Raw genomic sequence first — 18,026 nt, 5'->3', positions numbered from 1 at the left:
ATCGGACAGGAAAAGGCCCACCATGACAGAGACGCTGCTTACCGCGGACATCCAGCTGATTCAGCGCATCCTGCCGCATCGCTACCCGTTCCTGCTGGTGGATCGTGTGGTCGACATCGACGGCATCAAATCCGCCGTCGGGATCAAGAACGTCACCATGAACGAGCCGCATTTCCAGGGCCATTTTCCCGGAAACCCGATCATGCCCGGCGTCACAATCGTCGAGGCGATGGCGCAGACCGCAGCGGTGATGGTGGGCACGGCTCTTGATCTCGCGGACAAGGAGCTCAAGGTCTATTTCATGGCCATCGACAACTGCAAGTTCCGCCGCATGGTGGTGCCTGGCGACCAGCTGCGCATGGAGCTGACCACCGTACGTGGCAAGCCGGGCGGTAAGGTCTGGAAGTTCAGGGGGGTCGCCACCGTTGACGGCGACATGGCTGCCGAGGCCGATTTCACCGCGATGATGGACCTGCCGGTATGACCACGCAGATTCACCCTTCCGCCGTCGTGGAGGACGGGGCCAGCATCGGGGAAGGCTGCATCATTGGCCCGTTCTGCCACGTCGGACCCGAGGCCGTCCTTGGCCCCCGGGTCGAGCTGAAATCCCATGTCGTCATTACCGGCGACACGGAGATCGGCGAGGACACCGTCGTGTTCTCGTTCGCGGTGATCGGAGAGATCCCGCAGGATCTCAAGTTCAAGGGCGAGGACAGCCGGCTGATCGTCGGCAAACGCAACCGTATCCGTGAACATGTCACCATGAACTGCGGCACCGAGGGCGGTGGCGGCGTCACCCGTGTGGGCGATGACGGTCTGTTCATGGCAGGCTGCCACGTGGCTCATGACGTGCAGATCGGCAACCGTGTGATCCTGGTCAACAACAGCGCCATCGCGGGCCATTGCGTGATCGAAGATGACGTCATCGTCGGGGGCCTTTCGGGTGTGCACCAGTGGGTGCGCATCGGCCACGGCGCTATCATCGGAGCGGTCACCATGGTGACCAACGATGTCATCCCCTATGGCCTGGTGCAGGCCCCGCGCGGCAAGCTTGATGGGCTGAACCTCGTGGGTCTCAAGCGCCGCGGTGTCAGCCGTGCAGACATCACCGCACTGCGCGCCGCGTTCCAGATGCTGGCCCAGGGCGAGGGCGCCTTTGCCGATCGTGCCCGGCGGCTCGGGGACGAGACGCAAAGCGACTATGTTAAGGAAATCGTTACCTTCATCCTGGGTGACAGCGACCGCCATTTCCTGACGCCGGGCTGACCGGGGATGCTGGCGCTCATCGCGGGACAGGGCGGCCTTCCGGGCGCGGTATTCTCTAGCTGTCGGCAGACACCGATCGTCTGCGCTCTGGAACATATGCCGCCTGATAGCCTGTCTGCGGACATGACCTTCCGGCTCGAGACGCTGGGAACCCTTGTGTCGCGTTTGGTGGAACGTGGCGTGGACCGATTGTGCATGTGCGGGACGATCCGTCGACCGGACATCGACCCCGCCGTCATCGACGCGGCCACCGCGCCGCTGGTGCCCCGCATTGCCGCCGCTCTTGAGCTGGGTGATGACGGCGCCCTGCGTGCCATCATCGAGATCTTCGAAGAGGCGGGGATCACCGTTATCGGCGCCCACGAGGCTGCACCGCGTCTTTTGCCGCCCGCCGGGGTACTGACCCACGCGCGCCCACGACACGGCGACGAGCAGGCCGCGAAGATCGGTGATCTCGTCAGCCGCGAACAGGGAAAGCGCGATCTTGGCCAATCCTGCGTTGTCGATGCCTCCAGCGTGCGCGCTCGTGAGGATGACGCGGGTACCGACGCCATGCTCGACGGCCTCGAAGCAGGCGGCGGCGCGATCCTTTACAAGGCCGAGAAACCGGGTCAGGACCGCCGTGCCGACCTCCCGGTGATCGGACCTCAGACCATTGAAAAGGTGGTGGAGAAAGGACTTACGGGCATCGTGCTGTCCCATGAAGGGGTCATGGTGCTTGATCTCGACCGCGTCGTGGCGCAGCTCGACGCTGCGGGGCGGTTCCTCTGGATCAGGAACAGGGACGGGGCCTGATGGAGATTTTCGTCATCGCGGGAGAGCCATCTGGCGACAAGCTGGGCGCGGCTTTGATGGAAGGTCTGTCGGACCTCGTGCCCGACGTCAGCTTTACCGGCATTGGTGGGGAACGCATGATCGCGCGGGGCCTGCAGAGCCTGTTTCCGATGGAAGAGATCAGCGTCATGGGGATCACCGAGATCCTGCGCCAGTACAGCGCGCTCAAACGGCGCATCCGTGAGACAGCCGATGCCATCGTTGCGGCGAAGCCCGATGTTCTGGTGACCATAGATTTGCCCGAGTTCAATCTTCGCGTTGCGGAACTTGTTAAGAAGAACAGTGATATACGCGTCGTTCATTACGTAGCTCCCACGGTCTGGGCATGGCGTCCGGGTCGCGCCGCAAAGATGGCGCCGCATGTGGACCAGGTGCTTGCGTTGCTGCCTTTCGAGCCGCCTTACATGCAGGCGGCGGGGATGGAATGCGATTTCGTGGGTCACCCGGTGGTCACTGACCCGCAGGCCGATGCGGGCGATGCGCTTGCCTGGCGACAGTCCGCTGGCATCGGCGATGCGCCCATGGCGCTGGTCCTGCCGGGCTCACGCCGGTCCGAGGTGACGCGGCTCGCCCCGGTGTTTGGTGCGGTCGCAGAGCGCCTGACGCGGGACCGCCCGGACCTGCGGCTGGTGATCCCTGCTGCGGCGCCCGTAGCGGATCTGGTCAAGGAACTGTGTGGCAAATGGCCCGGTGATCCGCTGATCCTCGATGCGCGCGACAGCGGAGTTGATGCCGCCGCCCGCAAGCGTGCCGCTTTCGCAGCGGCAGACGTGGCGCTAGCGGCCTCTGGGACCGTATCGCTGGAACTGGCGGCGGCGGGAACACCCATGGTCATCGCCTATGACATGGGCTGGTTGTCTCGGCAGATCATAGGGCGAATGCTTCGCGTAGACAGCGTGACACTGGTCAACCTCGTGTCCGAAACCCGCGCCGTGCCCGAGTTTATCGGCAAGGCCTGCCGGCCCGGCCCCATTGCCGCCGCCTTGCTTCAGGTGCTGGATCATCCGCAGCAACAGGCCGAGGCGATGCAGATGACCATGGATCGGCTGGGGTTTGGGGGTGAACATCCCGGGCTGCGCGCTGCGCGGGCTGTCCTGCGTGGCCTCGGTCGCCCCGAAGCGGGCGCCTGATCCCGCCATCACCGCATGAAAAAGGCCGCCCAGCATGCGCCGGGCGGCCTTTTCCGTATATGTCACCGGCTAAGAAGGGCCGGTGTCTGCGATCACTGGCGCAGGGCCGTGGTTTCGTCATATGCGGCGGTAAACCCGGACAGGGACATGGTCAGCTCGACCGTCTGGTCCGGTGCGAGCGCCGGAATGATCCGGATGGTGCTTTCCGCGCCGCCCTTGAACCGTGCGATGTCCTCTTGGGAAAAGCCGACACGCGCGTAGCAGCCGATGCGGGTGCAGAACGAGAAATCATAGCGCTTGGCCTGACCACCATCGACCGAAATCGCCAGCTTCTGAGTCAGCAGGGTTTCCAGCGGGACCACGAAAGTGCCGCCACCGGAGACCTGGCCACCGTTCGACAGGCGGAACATGCTGACTTCGGCAACGTTGTTGCCTTCGGAATCCTTGAGCAGCTGGTACATCTGGCAGGGATCTTCCGCATCGCTCCCCTCGGGCACGCGCAGGCACTGCAGCTGCCAATCGCCGTGGGTTTCCTTGATGTAGCTCTCGGGACCACCCTTGGCTGCGCCGGTGTTACCCTCGGCCTCGCCCATGGAGAGCGGCCCGCCGATGTTGCTGCCGCCTGCAGGCGCTTCCGTGCCGCCGCTTTCGGGAGCTTCCGTGTCGCCGCTTGCGGGCGCTTCGGTGGTGGCGCCCTCTGCGCCTTCGGTCGCGTCCTGTGCCAGCGCAGGTGCGGCACCCAGGCTTGCCATCAGCGGCAGCGCCCAGAGCATGTTCAGCCTTCTGCTCATGGAAAATTCCTCTTTGACTATGTTCATACGTCAGGGCCCAAGTAGCATGGCCGAAACGTGCTGTCAGGGGGGAAAAACCTTGCCTTCACGGCTCGGCGATCTGTCGCAAGGGCGCTTTACAAAAGAGAAAAGGGACCTCGCGGCCCCTTTCCCCTTGCTCCCTGTCGGACTGGCCGACTTTGTCATTGCCCGGACGCTACGAAACTCTCATGCGGTGGTCAACTCCCATTATCGCCCGGCCACGTTGAGCGCGCAGCAAAAAAGGCCGCACCCGTAGGCGCGGCCAGTCTGACAGGGAGGAAGTCAGTCCAAGGCAGGAGAGGACATGTTGCCTTGGACAAAAAGGATACTGGCATCAAATGGTTAAGAATGTATGCTCAACATCGTGCAGACTTGGGGGGCGGCCGTGGGCAGTGATGTTTTTATAGGCGGTGGTGGCGAAAACTACCGGGAAAAGCAGTTCCTTTCATTGAACTACGGCAACCGCCACGGGCTGATCGCCGGAGCGACCGGCACCGGCAAGACGGTGACGTTGCAGATCCTTGCGGAGGGGTTTTCCAACGCCGGTGTTCCGGTGTTCCTGTCCGACGTTAAGGGCGATCTGTCCGGTCTCGCCCGGGCGGGCCGCGACACCGCGCCGCTGCATGGGGCGTTCACGGACCGCAGCGCCACCATCGGCTTCGATGATTACCGATACCATGACACCCCGGCGGTGTTCTGGGATGTCTTCGGACGGCAGGGCCACCCGGTGCGCGCCACCGTGGCCGAGATGGGGCCGTTGCTGCTTGCCCGGCTACTCGAGTTGACCGAAGCGCAGGAGGGCGTTCTCAACATCGCCTTCCGGCTCTCCGACGAGGAGGGGTTGCCGCTTCTGGACCTCAAGGACCTTCGCGCACTGCTGGTCTGGGTGGGCGAGAACCGCGAGGCGTTGTCCCTGCGCTACGGCAATATCTCGACAGCATCGGTGGGCGCGATCCAGCGCCGGCTCCTGGTGCTGGAAAATCAAGGCGCAACGGAATTTTTCGGTGAACCCGCGCTGGCGCTGGAGGATCTCATGCGCACCGCGCCGGACGGCCGTGGGCAGGTCAACATCCTTGCCGCCGATCAGCTCATGGCATCGGCTCGGTTTTACGCCACTTTCCTGCTGTGGCTTCTGTCCGAGCTTTTCGAGGAACTCCCCGAGGTGGGCAACCCAGACAAGCCGAAGCTCGTGTTCTTCTTCGATGAGGCGCACCTGCTGTTCGATGACGCCCCCAAGGCGCTGGTGGACAAGGTCGAACAGGTGGCGCGGCTGATCCGCTCCAAGGGGGTCGGGGTTTTTTTCGTCACGCAAAACCCCGACGACATTCCCGAGGACATCCTCGGGCAGCTGGGCAACCGGGTGCAGCATGCGCTGCGAGCCTTCACCGCGCGCGACAGGAAGGCGCTGCGCCTTGCCGCCGAAACCTACCGCCCGAACCCCGCCTTCGACACGGAAACCGCCATCCGCGAGGTGGGCACTGGTGAGGCGGTGACCTCCATGCTGCAAAAGAAGGGCGTGCCCGGCATCGTACAGCGCACGCTGATCCGCCCACCGTCCACGCAACTGGGCCCGATCACTGAAGACGAGCGCCGCGCGGTGATCGACGCCTCGCCCCTGGCAGGGCGCTATGACACCCCGGTGGACCGCCACAGCGCCTACGAGATGCTACGCGCCCGCGCCAAGACCGCCGCAACGCAAGCCGAGGCGGCCCGGCCGGAGCCTGAAGCCCCCACCGAGCGCGGATACTCCCGTGCCCGCCGTTATGATCCTGCGTCTCGCGCGCAGACCTCGGGCAAATCCACGTCGCGTCGCTACAGTGCGCCGCAGTCAGTGGGCGAAGCGCTGGGGCAGGCGGTGTTGAAGGAGCTGTCAGGCACCACCGGCAAACGTCTGGTGCGGGGCATCCTCGGCTCGCTCTTCAAAGGGCGCTGAACAAAAACCGTGCACTACACTGCCACGATGCCGCCTCGCACGACCGCATCGAAGAAGCGGCCCAGCCGATGCCGATCCACCGGCTTGCTTAGCAGCTCGATCCTGAGGCCGTCGCAGGCCTCTCGCAGGGCAACAGACCGATCGGCCGAGACGATGACGCAAGGAAGCCGCCCCAGCCGCGTGGTGATCTCGCCGAAGAGCTGGGTGCCGGACATGCCCGCGCCAAGCTGGTAGTCAAGCACCAGAGCATCGGGGGTGATCTCCAGATCCTGTAGCAGCTCGAGCGCGCCGTCGGCGTTCTCGGCTTCGATCACGTTGACGCCCCAGCTCTCCATCAGCACCGTCATGGCGCGGCGCAGCTGCGGGTCGTTCTCGACCAGCAGCACGATGAGCCCCGCTTGCGCCAGACCCGCCGGGCGCGCCGGTGTGGGCGAGGCGGCGCGTTTGGGTGCCACGCTGCCCAGCACCGGCAGGCTGACCATGAAGCACGACCCGCGCCCCGGCTCGGACCAGAGACCAAGGGGGTGCCCCAGCCGCGCACAGGCGCGTTCCACGATGGCAAGGCCAAGGCCAAGCCCGTCATTGGCCGACGCCCCTGAATCGAGCCGGTGAAATTCCTCGAAGATAGCGGACTGGTCATCCTCGGCAATGCCGGGGCCAGTGTCGCGGACCTCGATCCGGGCGGCCCCTCCGGCGCGGCGCACCCCCACCAGCACCGTGCCTTCGGCGGTATAGCGGATGGCGTTGCCCACGAGGTTCTGGACCACGCGGCGCAGGTAGGACGGGTCGGTCTCGACCGTCAGGGAGCTGTCCACCATGCGCAGGCGCAGCCCCTTGCGGGCGGCAAGCACCTCCATCTCGTCCCGCAGGGGGCCGAGGATCTCGCGCAGCGCCACAGGGCGGATGTCGAAGTTGAGACCGTCGGATTCCAGCTTTGAGATGTCCAGCAGCGCGTCGATCAGCTGCTCGGCAGAGGTGAGCGCGCTTTCCGCCTTGTCGAGCACCGCCCGGTCGCCGGGTGATTGCGACCGGTCCGACAGCGACGAGATGAAGAGCTTGGCCGCCGACAGGGGCTGCAGCAGATCATGGCTTGCCGCCGCGACAAATCGGGATTTCGAGGCATTGGCTCGCTCGGCCGCCGACAGCGCGTCCTCGAGCTCGAGCGTGCGCTCCATCACCCGCGCCTCGAGCATCTCGTTGACTTCCGTCAGGCGGCGCGCGGCTTCGCGTTCGGCGGTCACATCGGTGGATGAGAACAGAAAACCGCCGTCAGGCATGCCACGGCCAAAGACCTGGATGATCGCACCGGTGTCGCGCATCAGTTCAAAGTGGATAGGCCCGCGATGGCCGCCAAGCGCCGCCCAGGTGATGAATGCCTCGCGGTCACCAGCGTCGGAAAAGCGGAATTCCTGTTCCACACGCTCCAGCAGCCCCGCGAAGGATGCCCCGAGATGCAGGCGTCGGGCGGGCAGGTTCAGCAGCGTGCCGGTCTTTTCGTTCCAGGCCACGAGCCGCCCGTGTTCATCAAAGATGCACACCCCCTGATCGAGATGGTCGAGAGTGGCGCGGATCATCCGCGTCTGCTTGTCCTTGAGCTTCAGCCTCTCTTGCCGTTCCAGCCTTATGAGGTCCGTCACATCGGTCTGAAGCACGACCGTGCCTCCGTTGGCCGTGCGGTGTTCGGACACCTGCAGCCAGCGGTCCTGACCATGGCGCACGTTGAACATTGCCCGCCGGTCCGCGTGCTTACGCAGACGCTCGGCGCACCATTCGGCGGCGCTGATCCCTTCGGGCAGGAACAGGTGTCGCGACCGGCTGACCCGTTCGACGTAATGGGCAAAGGCCAGCCCCGGGCGCAGGTCGCGTACGGTATCGCGGAAATCGCGGCAAAAGCGCGAGTTGCACATCACCAGCCGGTCGTCGCCATCAAACAGCGCAAAGCCCTCGGACACCGTTTCGATGGCGTCGGCGAGGTTGCGGCGGGCATCCTCGGTCTCGTCATTTGCGCGGGCCAGCTGGCTGTTGGATTCGTGCAGCAGGTTGAGCGTGCGCTCAAGCTCGATGGTGCGCTCGCGCACGCGTTTTTCCAGCAGGGCGGCGCGTTCGAACTGGGCATAGGCCTCGCCCGACTGCGCGGTGCCGTGTTCGACGTGGCGCATGAGCGATGCGGCAATGCGGATAAGCTTCTCGTTTTGCCGCTCGAGGCTGTCGGCGGGGTTGATCAGGGACATCCCGCTGCATCCTCTTCACCGTCGGGGGCATAGAATGCGACACCGGTCAGCGTCTGGTTCACATGCAGGGCGCCGAACTGTTCGCCATAGGTGTTGAAGCCCACCACGTTGTGCCGGGTCAGGATTTCCGAGATCTCGCGGGTCTTCTGGAACTGCCCGGCCTCGACCCGGCGCAGCACGCAATCGCAGCCAAGGATCTGAGCTGGTGCCTCGCCGCCGTTCGCAAGTTCTGCCAGTGCCTGTTCGAGATGGCCGGCCATGTCCTGATGCTGAGCAAGGGTCAGCACCATGCCTTCGTTGATGGCCGAGAAGAAAACCATGTTGCCATCGTCATCGAGCCGCTGGATCGAGCGCACATGGTGGCTGTCTCCCAGACGGACAACCACCGGATGCGCCGCAAAGGTGAAGGTATCGAGTAGCCCCGGATCACGCCCCAGCAGGCGGGCGTATTCCTGAGCCGCGGGCTCGGCGTTGATCTCGGTCACCTTGCGGCGGCCGGGATCGGCGGCGGTGACGACCATGCGCACCTCGGTGGGCAGCAGGTGGTCGAAGCTGAACACCTTGACTTGCCAGCGAGAGCGCACCAGCGCCAGAAGCGCGGCGTTGCTGCGGATGCACCCATTGTGCGACAGCCAGGTGGTGCCAAAGGCGGTGCCATCGCCGGTGGACCCGCCGAACAGCGGCATGGGCCCCATGGCCGAGGCCAGAAGCGTGGCGACATTCTCTTCCTGAAGGGACAGGCCGTCGACCATGAGGAAGGCGAATTCCGACGCCATGTCAGGGGCTTCGATGCCAAGGGTAAGGCGCCGCTGCATCAGCTGGTCGATCAGCTTGCTGTCATTCACCGAATCCAGCTCGTCAATGACCAGCGCATCGACCTTGAACAGCGACGACGGAAAGGCAACGGCGATGATCTGGCCATCCTCGTAGCCGTTTTCGCCGATCTCTCCGGCGGTGGTGCAGGCAAAGACGTCCGCCGTGCCGAAGGCCGTGCTGGCGGCCCGGTTCAGCGCCGGGAAATCCGCCTGCGGCGAGGCGAAGAGGCAGACCAGTTCGAACGGACCAGGCCCGAGCCGCTGGGCAAGCTCACGCACGGGCGAGCGGATCTCGCAGCCCACCTGCGCAACGCGCAACGCGCCGCCGAATGGGGCGTCTATCAGCATGTCCTCCCCGGTGGGGTGCCCATTGGCTCCGTCCACGACATCGACCCTCCCAAGCGATGTGGTGAAGCAGGTTAAGCGCCAGTGCCTTCCGTTGGCAAGACCCGGTTGAAGTTCGCCTCTTGCGCGATCAGCACTGCCTGCGTGCGGCTGTGGACCCCGAGTTTTCGCATGATCGCAGTGACATGGGCCTTCACCGTCGTTTCCGCGATGGACAGGTCATAGGCGATCTGCTTGTTCAGCTTGCCCTCGCAGATCAGCGACAGGATGCGCGCCTGCTGGTTGGTCAATGTGGCAAGCCGGGACAGCGCGTCGCCGGCGCCGCTGTCACCGGGGCCGTGGGGGTCGATATAGCCGTCGGGGGTAAAGGCCTCGCCCCGGGCCAGCGCCTCGAAGGCGCGGCGGAAGACGGAGCGCTGCGAATGTTTCGGTACGAAGCCATCGGCTCCGGCCTTTATGGCGTGGCTGATCATCCGGTTGTCGGCCATGGACGAGGCAATGAGGATCGCAGCCCCCGGCGCGGCATTGCGCAGCCGCACAAGCCCATCTAGCCCGTTCACGTCCGGCAGGTTGAGATCAAGGATCACCAGATCCGGCTGACCGCCTTGGGCCACCACCTCGAGCGCTTTTTCGAGGGTTCCGGCGGTGCGGATTTCCTCGAAGTCGGCAATGGACTGAAGCGTCAGGGTGAGGGCATCGCAGAACAGCGGGTGGTCATCCACCACGAGGGCACGGTTCTGCCCGGTCTCAGTTAGACGTTGCGCGCGATTGGTCATGATTTGCCTCGATCTCCTCACCCTCCGGGACAGGATAGCCGGAAGGCGCGGGCAAGGAACGTGCCAAAAGGTCTAAGACGTCAAGATTTCGCAATCAAACCCATGGGCAAAACCACCAAAACCCGGCCCATGACGGGCCGGGGCGGAGGGAGCGGCAGGAATGGTGGCAGCGTGGTTAGTAGAACCAGCCCTGAACCATGTGCGAGGCGGAGCTGATGTCCTGCCCGACGCCATCGACGGTGCCACAGCCTGCGACCAGCGTCGCCAGCGCCAGAATGAGATATGCCTGTTTCATCGGTCTGCTCTTGTTGCTTCTTCTTGGTCGGCCGGGTTGGTCGGCTCTGTTCGTTCGGCCAGAATTGTTCGGCCACTTTTGGGGTCATTGTACCGTGCCAGTGCGCGGCGAGATCGCGCGCATCAGCCTTCGGCCTTTACGCCGTCACTCACTCTGCCACCACCATGCATTGGGCATCCAGTCTGTCCAGTCCCCGTAGGCTGGAATCTGCTGAGGATAGGTCAGCTCTGCCACATGGGCGATGTGCGACACGTTCCACTGGTAGATCGGGATCACGTAACGTCCGGCGGTGAGCACGCGGTCGAGCGCTCGGCTGGCGGCAAGGAAATCCTCGCGGCTGGTGGCGTTGAGAAGCGTGTCGATCATCGCGTCCGCGGCGGGGGACTTCATGCCCATGAGATTGCGCGACCCAATCTCGTCCGCCGCGTCCGACCCCCAGTATAGACGCTGCTCGTTGCCCGGCGACAAGGAAATGCCGCGCCGGAAGAATGTCATGTCGAAGTCGAAATTGTTGACCCGCTCGTTGTACTGGGCGGCATCGATGACGGTGACATGCGGTGTAATGCCGATGCGGCGCAGGCCCTGGGCGAAGATGTCGATGATCGACTGTTCCTCGGTATTGCCCTGCGACAGGACGATCTCAAACCGGAAGGGGCGTCCGTCCTCGTCCTTCATGACCCCGTCCTGAATGGTCCAGCCGGCTTCGGCCATGAGGTCCATGGCGGCACCAATGCCGGCGCGGTTGCGGGCGCTGCCGTCGCTGACGGGCAGGGTGTACCCCTCGATCGTGCCGGGCAGCAGGCTGTCCTGGTAGGGCGCCAGAAGCTCGGCCACGCGCCCCGTCGCGGGGCCCTCGAGCATCGCCAGCTCGGAGTTAGAAAAATACGAGGTAATGCGGGGCTGGCGCGAGCCGGTCATCGTCTCGTTGATGTATTCGAAGTTGAAAGCGTGCAGCATGGCATCGCGCACCTGCCAGTCCGAGAACACCTTGCTGCGGGTATTCATCACGAAGCCGGTCATCCCCGAGGGGCGGTCATGCTCGATGTCGGATTTCACCACGTCGCCGGCCTCCACGGCGGGGAAATCATACTGGGTCTGCCATTTTTCTTCGTTGGTTTCGCGGATGGCGTTCAGCTCGCCAGCCTTGAAGGCCTCGAACAGCACTGTGCTGTCGCCGAAGAACTCCATGCGGATCTCGTCGAGATTGGCCTGACCGCGCATGAACGGCAGATCCTTGCCCCAGTAATCGGGGTTGCGGCGCAGCGTGACCTGCCGACCGGCGTCGAAATTGTCGATGACATAGGGCGCGGAGCCGATGGGGAGGGTGCCAAGCCCGCTTTGCGAAAAGTCGATCCCCTCCCACTGCGCCTTTTTCAGGATAGGGCGCATGCCGATGATAAGCGCAAGTTCGCGGTTGTCGGTGTTGAAGGTGAAGCGGACCGAGCGCGGGCCTGTCTGTTCCATGCTGTCCACCTGGCCCCAGGCACCGCGGTAGCGCGGATGCCCTTCGGTGCCGAGGGTCTCGTAGCTCCACATCACGTCCTCGACGGTGACCGGGCTGCCGTCGGAGAACCGCGCTTCGGGGCGCAGGGTGAATTCCACCCATGAGCGGTCCGGCGCGGTGTCAACGGATTCGGCCAGCAGGCCATAGAGCGTGAAGGGTTCGTCCCAGCTGCGGCCCATGAGGCTCTCGTAGGCGAGAAAGCGCAGCTGCCACGGGCTGGTCCCCTTGAGGATATGCGGATTGAGGCTGTCAAAGCTGCCGACTTCGCCCATCACCAGACGTCCGCCGGTGGGCGCATCGGGATTGGTGTAGGGCAGATGATCGTAGTCTGAGGGCAGGGCGGGGTCGCCGTACATGGCGATTCCATGCTGCGGGGCGGCAAAAGAGGGCCCCGACAGCCCGATTCCCAGCGAAACGAGGGTCGCGAGTACCGTACGGCGGTGGAAATAATCGGCCATCATATCTTCAACAATCCCTGACTGCCCTTGTTTTATTGGACCTGAACCGTACCGGGGCTTTTACGCCTTTTCAAACTTTTAGCTTGGACTCTGAATGCAAAGAGCGTATAAAGGGGGCACTGCTCGATAGGTTTCTTGCCTGTATGAAACCTGCCTCAATGACTGGACGCCGGCCTTGTGCCGGCGTTTTTTTTGTTCTGTGGCGGGGGTTGCGTCCTGATCCGCCTACCGGACCGCACCGGCCTTGGGGCCGACTCTCTGCGGGGGGTGAGGCGTTCTCCCTAACCCGCGTGGGCGACGCTTGCCAGCAGGAAAAGCTGCGCCAGATTGTCTCTTATCTTGCAGGTGCAGCATGCTAGGCTGTGTGCATATCAAGAGGAGATTTCACCCCATGTCACTCAAGGGCAAGACCGCCGTCATAACTGGTTCCAACTCGGGCATCGGCCTTGGGGTCGCGCGCGAACTGGCGCGGGCCGGGGCGTCCGTGGTACTCAACAGCTTCACCAATGCGCCCGAAGACCACCAGCTGGCCGAAGACATGGCCCGCGAATTCGGCGTTCCGGTTCGCTACATTCAAGCCGACATGTCCAAGGGTGACGACTGCCGCGCGCTGATTGAAAAGGCCGGCGCGTGCGATATCCTGGTGAACAATGCCGGGATCCAGCACGTGGCGCCGCTGGATGAGTTCCCCGTCGAGAAATGGGACGCGATCATTGCCATCAACATGAGCTCGACCTTCCATTGCACGGCGGCGGCGCTTCCGATGATGCGCACCGCGGGCTGGGGCCGGGTGATCAACATTGCCTCTGCCCATGGCCTGACCGCGTCACCCTACAAATCGGCCTACGTGGCAGCCAAGCACGGCGTCGTGGGCATGACCAAGGTGGTCGCGCTCGAGACCGCCAAGGAGCCGATCACCTGCAACGCCATCTGCCCTGGCTACGTCAGGACGCCGCTGGTGGAGGCGCAGATCCCGGACACCGCCAAGAAGTATGACATGACGGAAGACGAGGTGATCGAGAAAGTGATCCTCGACCGTCAGCCGTCGAAGGAATTCGCCACGGTCGAGCAACTTGGCGGCACGGCGGTGTTCCTGTGCTCCGACGCGGCAGAGCAGATCACCGGCACGACGATCTCGGTGGACGGTGGCTGGACCGCTCTTTGAGACCGGCGGGAGGGGGCTCCGCCCCCTTCGCGAGCCGGGGCTCGCTGACCCCGGGGATATTTGTGGTCAAAGGAAACGGTAAGGGGTGCCCTCATGAGACGGATTTGCCTGGCATTGCAGGGGGGCGGCGCGCATGGCGCCTTTACCTGGGGGGTGCTCGACCGACTGCTTGAGGAGAGCGACATTGAGATCGCTGCCATATCGGGGACGTCTGCGGGTGCGCTCAACGGTGCCGCGCTGAAGGCGGGGCTGGCGCGGGGCGGGCGCGAGGAAGCGCGCGCGACGCTCGACTGGCTGTGGCACGAGGTGGCGGGGCTGCAGGACCACGGAGTGCCGGAATGGATGACCGCATGGCTGCCCGATCCCGGGTTGGTGAGCCGCACGGTGCAGTACTCCGTGGCTTTTGCCGCCGGTGAGGCGGTGGGGCGCATGTTGTCACCCTATGCCTGGGGGCCGCTGTATCGCAATCCTCTGGCAGACATCCTCGAACAGCTTGATTTTGAAAGTGTGTGCTGCGCCGAAGGGCCCGAGCTTTTCGTATCGGCGACCTCCGTGCGTGACGGCAAGGTTCGGGTGTTCGAGCGCGAGCGCCTGTGCCCCGATGCCATCCTTGCCTCGGCGTGCCTGCCGACGCTGTTCCAGGCGGTGGAGATGACGGACCCCGAAACCGGCGAGACAGAGGCTTTCTGGGATGGTGGCTATTCCGGCAACCCGGTGCTGTTTCCCTTGTTCAAGCCATCGTTGCCGGATGATCTGGTCATCGTGAACATCAACCCGCTGGTGCGCGAGGCGCTGCCGGTGACGCCGCAGGAGATCCAGAACCGGATCAACGAGATCAGTTTCAACTCTGCGCTCTTGCGCGAGTTGCGGGCCATCGAGTTCGTGCAGCGCTTGATCGAGGCGGGCTCCGTGAGCCCAGGAGCCATGAAGAAACTGCGGGTGCACATGATCGCCGACGACGCGCTGATGAACAGTTTGTCGGTGGCCACCAAGCTGGTGCCGTTCCCGACCATCGTGACGCAGCTGAAAGAAGCCGGGCGCATAGCTGCCGATGGGTTTCTTGCAGAGCACGGATCAGAGATTGGCATGCGGCAGACCGTGGACTTGCGGGCGATGTTCGCCTGAAGAGGATATACTGCGAAGGCTGCCTGTAGAGTGTGCCTGGCGCATCCACGCGGTTGGGCTGTACCCTGGACTGCTCTCAAAGACCCCAGACCGAAAGGACCTGTTGAGCAGAGCAGAGTGGTGATGCAGCAACATGATTGGCCGTCTTGCCCATGTCGGTGCTCAGCCAAGCGTGACAGGCATTGCGCGGCCAAAGCCCGACAGCGCCCACGTCTAGCTGAGCTTGGCTTTGTTCGGGCCAGCGCAGGTTTCGCGGATGACAGGCTCGATGCTCTCCGAACTTGCGGGATCGACCCGCTGATCTCTGGCGCGCCGGACAGCTTTCCGCCGGGCCGCCAGAGCCGTTTGCATCTCGTCAGTCAGGCGTCGGCCCGGTTGCAGCACAGGGCACCCCAGGGATGATCGGTGGCTTTCTGCGCTCATGCTGCAGCCGTGCAGGGCAACCAATCGCGCAGGACGGTCCGCCAGCGTACTGAGCACGTGGACATAGCCGAACAAGCCTGCGCAATTGCTAGAAAAATCAGAAATTCGATCAAGGCGGGCAGGGCGGCTGGAGGGCTGAGGGCCTGGGCGGTCGCTGCGGCGCGCATGGCAGATCGTGCTTTAGGCAAAGACATGCGGGCCAAAATGGCTGCCGTCACGGGCTCTGCCTCAGATTGGGTGCAGCGCGAGAAGCCCGTCAGGACGCCTTGCGCACCTGCGCCACGTCCGGCTTGGCTCCGGCGCGGTCGGGGGGATAGACGAGGCCGGCCGAGATCACCAGCTTGGCCGCGTCCTCGATGCTCATGTCCAGCTCTACCACGTCCTGCGCCGGAAAGTACAGCAGGAAGCCAGAAGTGGGGTTGGGCGTGGTCGGCACGAAGACCGACACGAGGCCGCCTTCTGCGGGGCCCTGCAGGGCGATCTCGCCCTTGGCTTTGGTCGAGATGAAGCCGATGGCCCAGATGCCCTTGCGCGGGTATTCGACCATGCAGGCCTTTTCGAAGCTGCGTTCGCTCTGGGCAAAGACCGTCTCAGCGATCTGCTTGATGCCTGAGTAGATCGAGCGCACCACCGGCGTGCGATCCACGAGGCTTTCACCGAAGCGGATCAGCGACCGGCCGATCAGCCCCTTTGCGACCCAGCCGACAACGATGGTGAAGCCAAGGAAAAACAGGACTCCAAAGCCGTGAAGGTTGATGCCGATATACTCTTCTGGATTGAAGCGTGACGGCACCAGCGGAAGCACAAAGCTGTCGACCCAGCCGAATAGCGTCCAGATCAGCCAGATGGTCAGGCCCACGGGTGCGATCACCACTAGCCCCGTGAGGAAGCTGGCGCGCAAGGACGCGATCAGACCGGGTTTGCGCGGCTTTTCATCAAAGGGGGTTTTCATCTGGGGACTGGCCACTCTCGGGGAGGTGAGGATGTCGTGAACCTATGCACTGGCGCGGCCACCTGCAATGGGCCGCGCCAGTGGGATATCATGCGGGCAGGGCGCTGATCTCGGCGGCGATCTGCGCGCCAAGCTTTGCGTTGTTCAGGACCAGTTCGATGTTGGACTCGAGGGACCGGCCCTCGGTCAGCTCAAAGATGCGCTGGAGCAGGTACGGCGTCAGGTCCTTGCCGCGAATGCCGTGCTGTTCGGCGTCCGCATTGGCACGGGCGATGACCGGCGCCAGCACATCGCGCGGGATTTCGGCAGAGGCCGGGATCGGGTTGGCCACCAGCTGGCCGCCCGGCAACCCGAGCGCGCCACGCATGGCCATGGCGGTGGCAATTGCCCTGGCGCTATCCATGCGAAGCGGAGCGCGCAGGCCGGCTTCGCGCGACCAGAAGGCCGGCAGCTGGTCCTGACCATAGGCAATGACGGGAACCCCAAGTGTTTCAAGCACTTCCAGCGTCTTGGGAAGGTCAAGGATCGCCTTGGCACCGGCACAGACCACGGTCACTGGCGTCTGCGCCAGTTCCTGCAAATCGGCTGAGATGTCAAAGCTTTGCTCGGCGCCCTGGTGCACGCCGCCGATGCCGCCGGTGGCAAAGACACGGATGCCGGCAAGCGCGGCGGCAATCATCGTGGCGGCCACCGTTGTTGCGCCGGTGCGGCCCTCGGCCATGCAGACACCCAAGTCTGCGCGGCTCAGCTTGGCGACGCTCCGGGCCTGCGCGAGCTTTTCGAGCTGCGCATCATCGAGGCCGATGCACAGCTGACCGTCAAGCACCGCGATGGTCGCTGGAACGGCGCCTTCGGCGCGCACGGTGTCTTCGACTTTCCGCGCCATTTCAAGGTTTTGCGGCCAGGGCATGCCATGGGTGATGATGGTGGATTCCAGCGCGACAACGGGCGCGCCCGAGGCCAGCGCCTCGGCCACCGGGGCCGACAGGGTGAAGAGGCTCATGAAGGAATGTCTCCGGATACGTAGGTGGCAGCCGCGTCGAGCGCGAGGCTCAGGGCCTCGGCACGGCCCGCGCCGCCAAGATCGGCCACGATATGCGCGGCCATGAAGGTATCGCCAGCACCGGTCACGCGCGTGACCAGCACCTCCGGCGGGCGTTCTGCGATGATCGACCCGGGGATCGCATCGGCGGCGGCATCCCCGCCATTGGTGACGATGGCGCGCGCGGCTCCGCGTTCCACCAGCTTTGCGGCGGCCAGTGGCGCGCTGTCGAAGGTGGTCTGGCACAGCAGGCCAGCTTCCTCGAGATTAACGTAAAGGACGCCGCGGCCAGCGCGCAGAAACGGCATAAGGCGCTCGGCCTTGCCGGGGCTTGCCGGGGCGATGCGCAGGTCGGTGCCGTCATAGGCCGGATCGCGAGCGATCTCGTCCAGCAGCGCCGCGGTGAGGTTGCCGTCCACGGCGACAGCGCCTTTGAAAGGCTTGTCCGCAGAAGCGAGCGAGCCGTCAGTCAACGGCTGCAGGATACGGCTTCCAGCACGCTCCAGCGAATGGGCGTCGGCGATCGCGGCAATAAGGCCGTTCGCGCCTTCGACGGCCATGTAACGGTCCGTCGGAAGGTCTTCGGATCTATAGACAAATTGCGTATCGCAGCCGAGCGCCTCGCACGCTTCGATCAGCTCGTTGCCCTCGGGATCGCGGCCCACGGTGCTCAGCAGCACGGGGCGCAAGCCGAAGCGCGCGAAGGTCATGGCAATGTTGAGCGCCACGCCGCCGGGCAGCCGGGTGATATGGCCGGGCACATCCGAACCTTGCCGCATGTTGCTGGCAGAGCGTCCGATCACATCCCAGAGCACCGATCCGATGCAGATGATTTGCAGGTCTTCGTTCATGATGTCGTTTTGACCGAGCCCGCACGCGGCGGCAAGCGCAAGGCGCATATTTCGCAGCGTCTCACGACA

16 protein-coding genes are annotated in these 18,026 nt (G+C 64.2%); 7 read left to right on the top strand and 9 right to left on the bottom strand.

The features are described from left to right. Window positions 1–22: 22 nt before the first annotated feature. From fabZ to lpxB, 4 genes are read left to right on the top strand one after another with little or no spacing between them, the layout of a single operon-like run. Window positions 23–484, top strand: coding sequence for a 3-hydroxyacyl-ACP dehydratase FabZ (gene fabZ / locus IEX41_RS00330; RefSeq protein WP_188787718.1), 462 nt, complete (start codon window positions 23–25; stop codon window positions 482–484). After that, a complete protein-coding gene (gene lpxA / locus IEX41_RS00325) occupies window positions 481–1,266 on the top strand; it encodes an acyl-ACP--UDP-N-acetylglucosamine O-acyltransferase (RefSeq protein WP_188787716.1) in 786 nt (261 codons plus the stop codon). Before fabZ ends, lpxA begins: the two co-directional genes overlap by 4 nt. Before the next feature lie 6 nt (window positions 1,267–1,272). Beyond that, window positions 1,273–2,061, top strand: a complete 789-nt coding sequence (locus IEX41_RS00320; protein ID WP_188787712.1) for an LpxI family protein — start codon at window positions 1,273–1,275, stop codon at window positions 2,059–2,061. Next, window positions 2,061–3,230: a lipid-A-disaccharide synthase gene (gene lpxB / locus IEX41_RS00315; protein ID WP_188787710.1), complete on the top strand. Its 1,170-nt coding sequence runs from the start codon at window positions 2,061–2,063 to the stop codon at window positions 3,228–3,230. The genes IEX41_RS00320 and lpxB overlap by 1 nt, the downstream gene beginning before the upstream one ends. Before the next feature lie 92 nt (window positions 3,231–3,322). Here the strand turns inward: lpxB and IEX41_RS00310 are convergent, their stop codons facing one another. Continuing rightward, the gene (locus IEX41_RS00310; protein WP_188787708.1) at window positions 3,323–4,021 is read right to left on the bottom strand and encodes an invasion associated locus B family protein; all 699 of its coding nucleotides are present in this window, start codon (window positions 4,019–4,021) and stop codon (window positions 3,323–3,325) included. Window positions 4,022–4,394: 373 nt separating this feature from the next. Here IEX41_RS00310 and IEX41_RS00305 point away from each other — a divergent pair, with 373 nt between their 5' ends. Next, window positions 4,395–5,975 carry a helicase HerA-like domain-containing protein gene (locus IEX41_RS00305; RefSeq protein ID WP_373285597.1) on the top strand — a complete coding sequence of 527 codons (1,581 nt, stop codon included), beginning with the start codon at window positions 4,395–4,397 and terminating at the stop codon, window positions 5,973–5,975. A 14-nt stretch (window positions 5,976–5,989) separates the two neighbouring features. Here IEX41_RS00305 and IEX41_RS00300 read toward each other — a convergent pair whose 3' ends face one another. From IEX41_RS00300 to IEX41_RS00280, 5 genes are all read right to left on the bottom strand, one after another. Next, window positions 5,990–8,206 (bottom strand): hybrid sensor histidine kinase/response regulator, encoded by a 2,217-nt coding sequence (locus IEX41_RS00300; protein ID WP_188787704.1) that lies wholly within the window; start codon window positions 8,204–8,206, stop codon window positions 5,990–5,992. Next, window positions 8,197–9,405 carry an FIST N-terminal domain-containing protein gene (locus tag IEX41_RS00295; RefSeq protein WP_229672848.1) on the bottom strand — a complete coding sequence of 403 codons (1,209 nt, stop codon included), beginning with the start codon at window positions 9,403–9,405 and terminating at the stop codon, window positions 8,197–8,199. Before IEX41_RS00295 ends, IEX41_RS00300 begins: the two co-directional genes overlap by 10 nt. 35 nt (window positions 9,406–9,440) lie before the next feature. Further along, on the bottom strand, window positions 9,441–10,142 hold the full coding sequence (locus IEX41_RS00290; protein ID WP_188787702.1) for a response regulator: 702 nt from the start codon (window positions 10,140–10,142) through the stop codon (window positions 9,441–9,443). 175 nt (window positions 10,143–10,317) lie between these two features. Beyond that, window positions 10,318–10,437 (bottom strand): entericidin EcnA/B family protein, encoded by a 120-nt coding sequence (locus IEX41_RS00285; protein ID WP_188787700.1) that lies wholly within the window; start codon window positions 10,435–10,437, stop codon window positions 10,318–10,320. 144 nt (window positions 10,438–10,581) lie between these two features. Continuing rightward, window positions 10,582–12,402 carry an extracellular solute-binding protein gene (locus IEX41_RS00280; protein WP_188787698.1) on the bottom strand — a complete coding sequence of 607 codons (1,821 nt, stop codon included), beginning with the start codon at window positions 12,400–12,402 and terminating at the stop codon, window positions 10,582–10,584. 388 nt (window positions 12,403–12,790) lie between these two features. On the opposite strand from IEX41_RS00280, the gene IEX41_RS00275 reads away from it, so the two are divergent. After that, a complete protein-coding gene (locus tag IEX41_RS00275; protein WP_188787696.1) occupies window positions 12,791–13,564 on the top strand; it encodes a 3-hydroxybutyrate dehydrogenase in 774 nt (257 codons plus the stop codon). Window positions 13,565–13,657: 93 nt separating this feature from the next. Then, window positions 13,658–14,689 (top strand): patatin-like phospholipase family protein, encoded by a 1,032-nt coding sequence (locus tag IEX41_RS00270; protein WP_188787694.1) that lies wholly within the window; start codon window positions 13,658–13,660, stop codon window positions 14,687–14,689. Window positions 14,690–15,368: 679 nt separating this feature from the next. On the opposite strand, the gene IEX41_RS00265 is transcribed toward IEX41_RS00270, so the two are convergent. The 3 genes from IEX41_RS00265 to IEX41_RS00255 form a co-directional block, all read right to left on the bottom strand. Then, window positions 15,369–16,064, bottom strand: coding sequence for a DUF502 domain-containing protein (locus tag IEX41_RS00265; RefSeq protein WP_188787692.1), 696 nt, complete (start codon window positions 16,062–16,064; stop codon window positions 15,369–15,371). An 88-nt stretch (window positions 16,065–16,152) separates the two neighbouring features. Beyond that, window positions 16,153–17,067 carry a pseudouridine-5'-phosphate glycosidase gene (locus IEX41_RS00260; protein WP_188787691.1) on the bottom strand — a complete coding sequence of 305 codons (915 nt, stop codon included), beginning with the start codon at window positions 17,065–17,067 and terminating at the stop codon, window positions 16,153–16,155. Then, window positions 17,064–17,957: a PfkB family carbohydrate kinase gene (locus IEX41_RS00255; RefSeq protein ID WP_188787689.1), complete on the bottom strand. Its 894-nt coding sequence runs from the start codon at window positions 17,955–17,957 to the stop codon at window positions 17,064–17,066. The genes IEX41_RS00260 and IEX41_RS00255 overlap by 4 nt, the downstream gene beginning before the upstream one ends. Window positions 17,958–18,026: the final 69 nt, after the last annotated feature.

This window comes from Salipiger pallidus (assembly GCF_014643635.1).
In the GTDB taxonomy this organism is placed as follows: Bacteria; Pseudomonadota; Alphaproteobacteria; order Rhodobacterales; family Rhodobacteraceae; genus Salipiger; species Salipiger pallidus.
The sequence above is the reverse complement of the archived record's forward strand: the minus strand, read 5'-3'. Positions and strand labels throughout refer to the sequence as shown.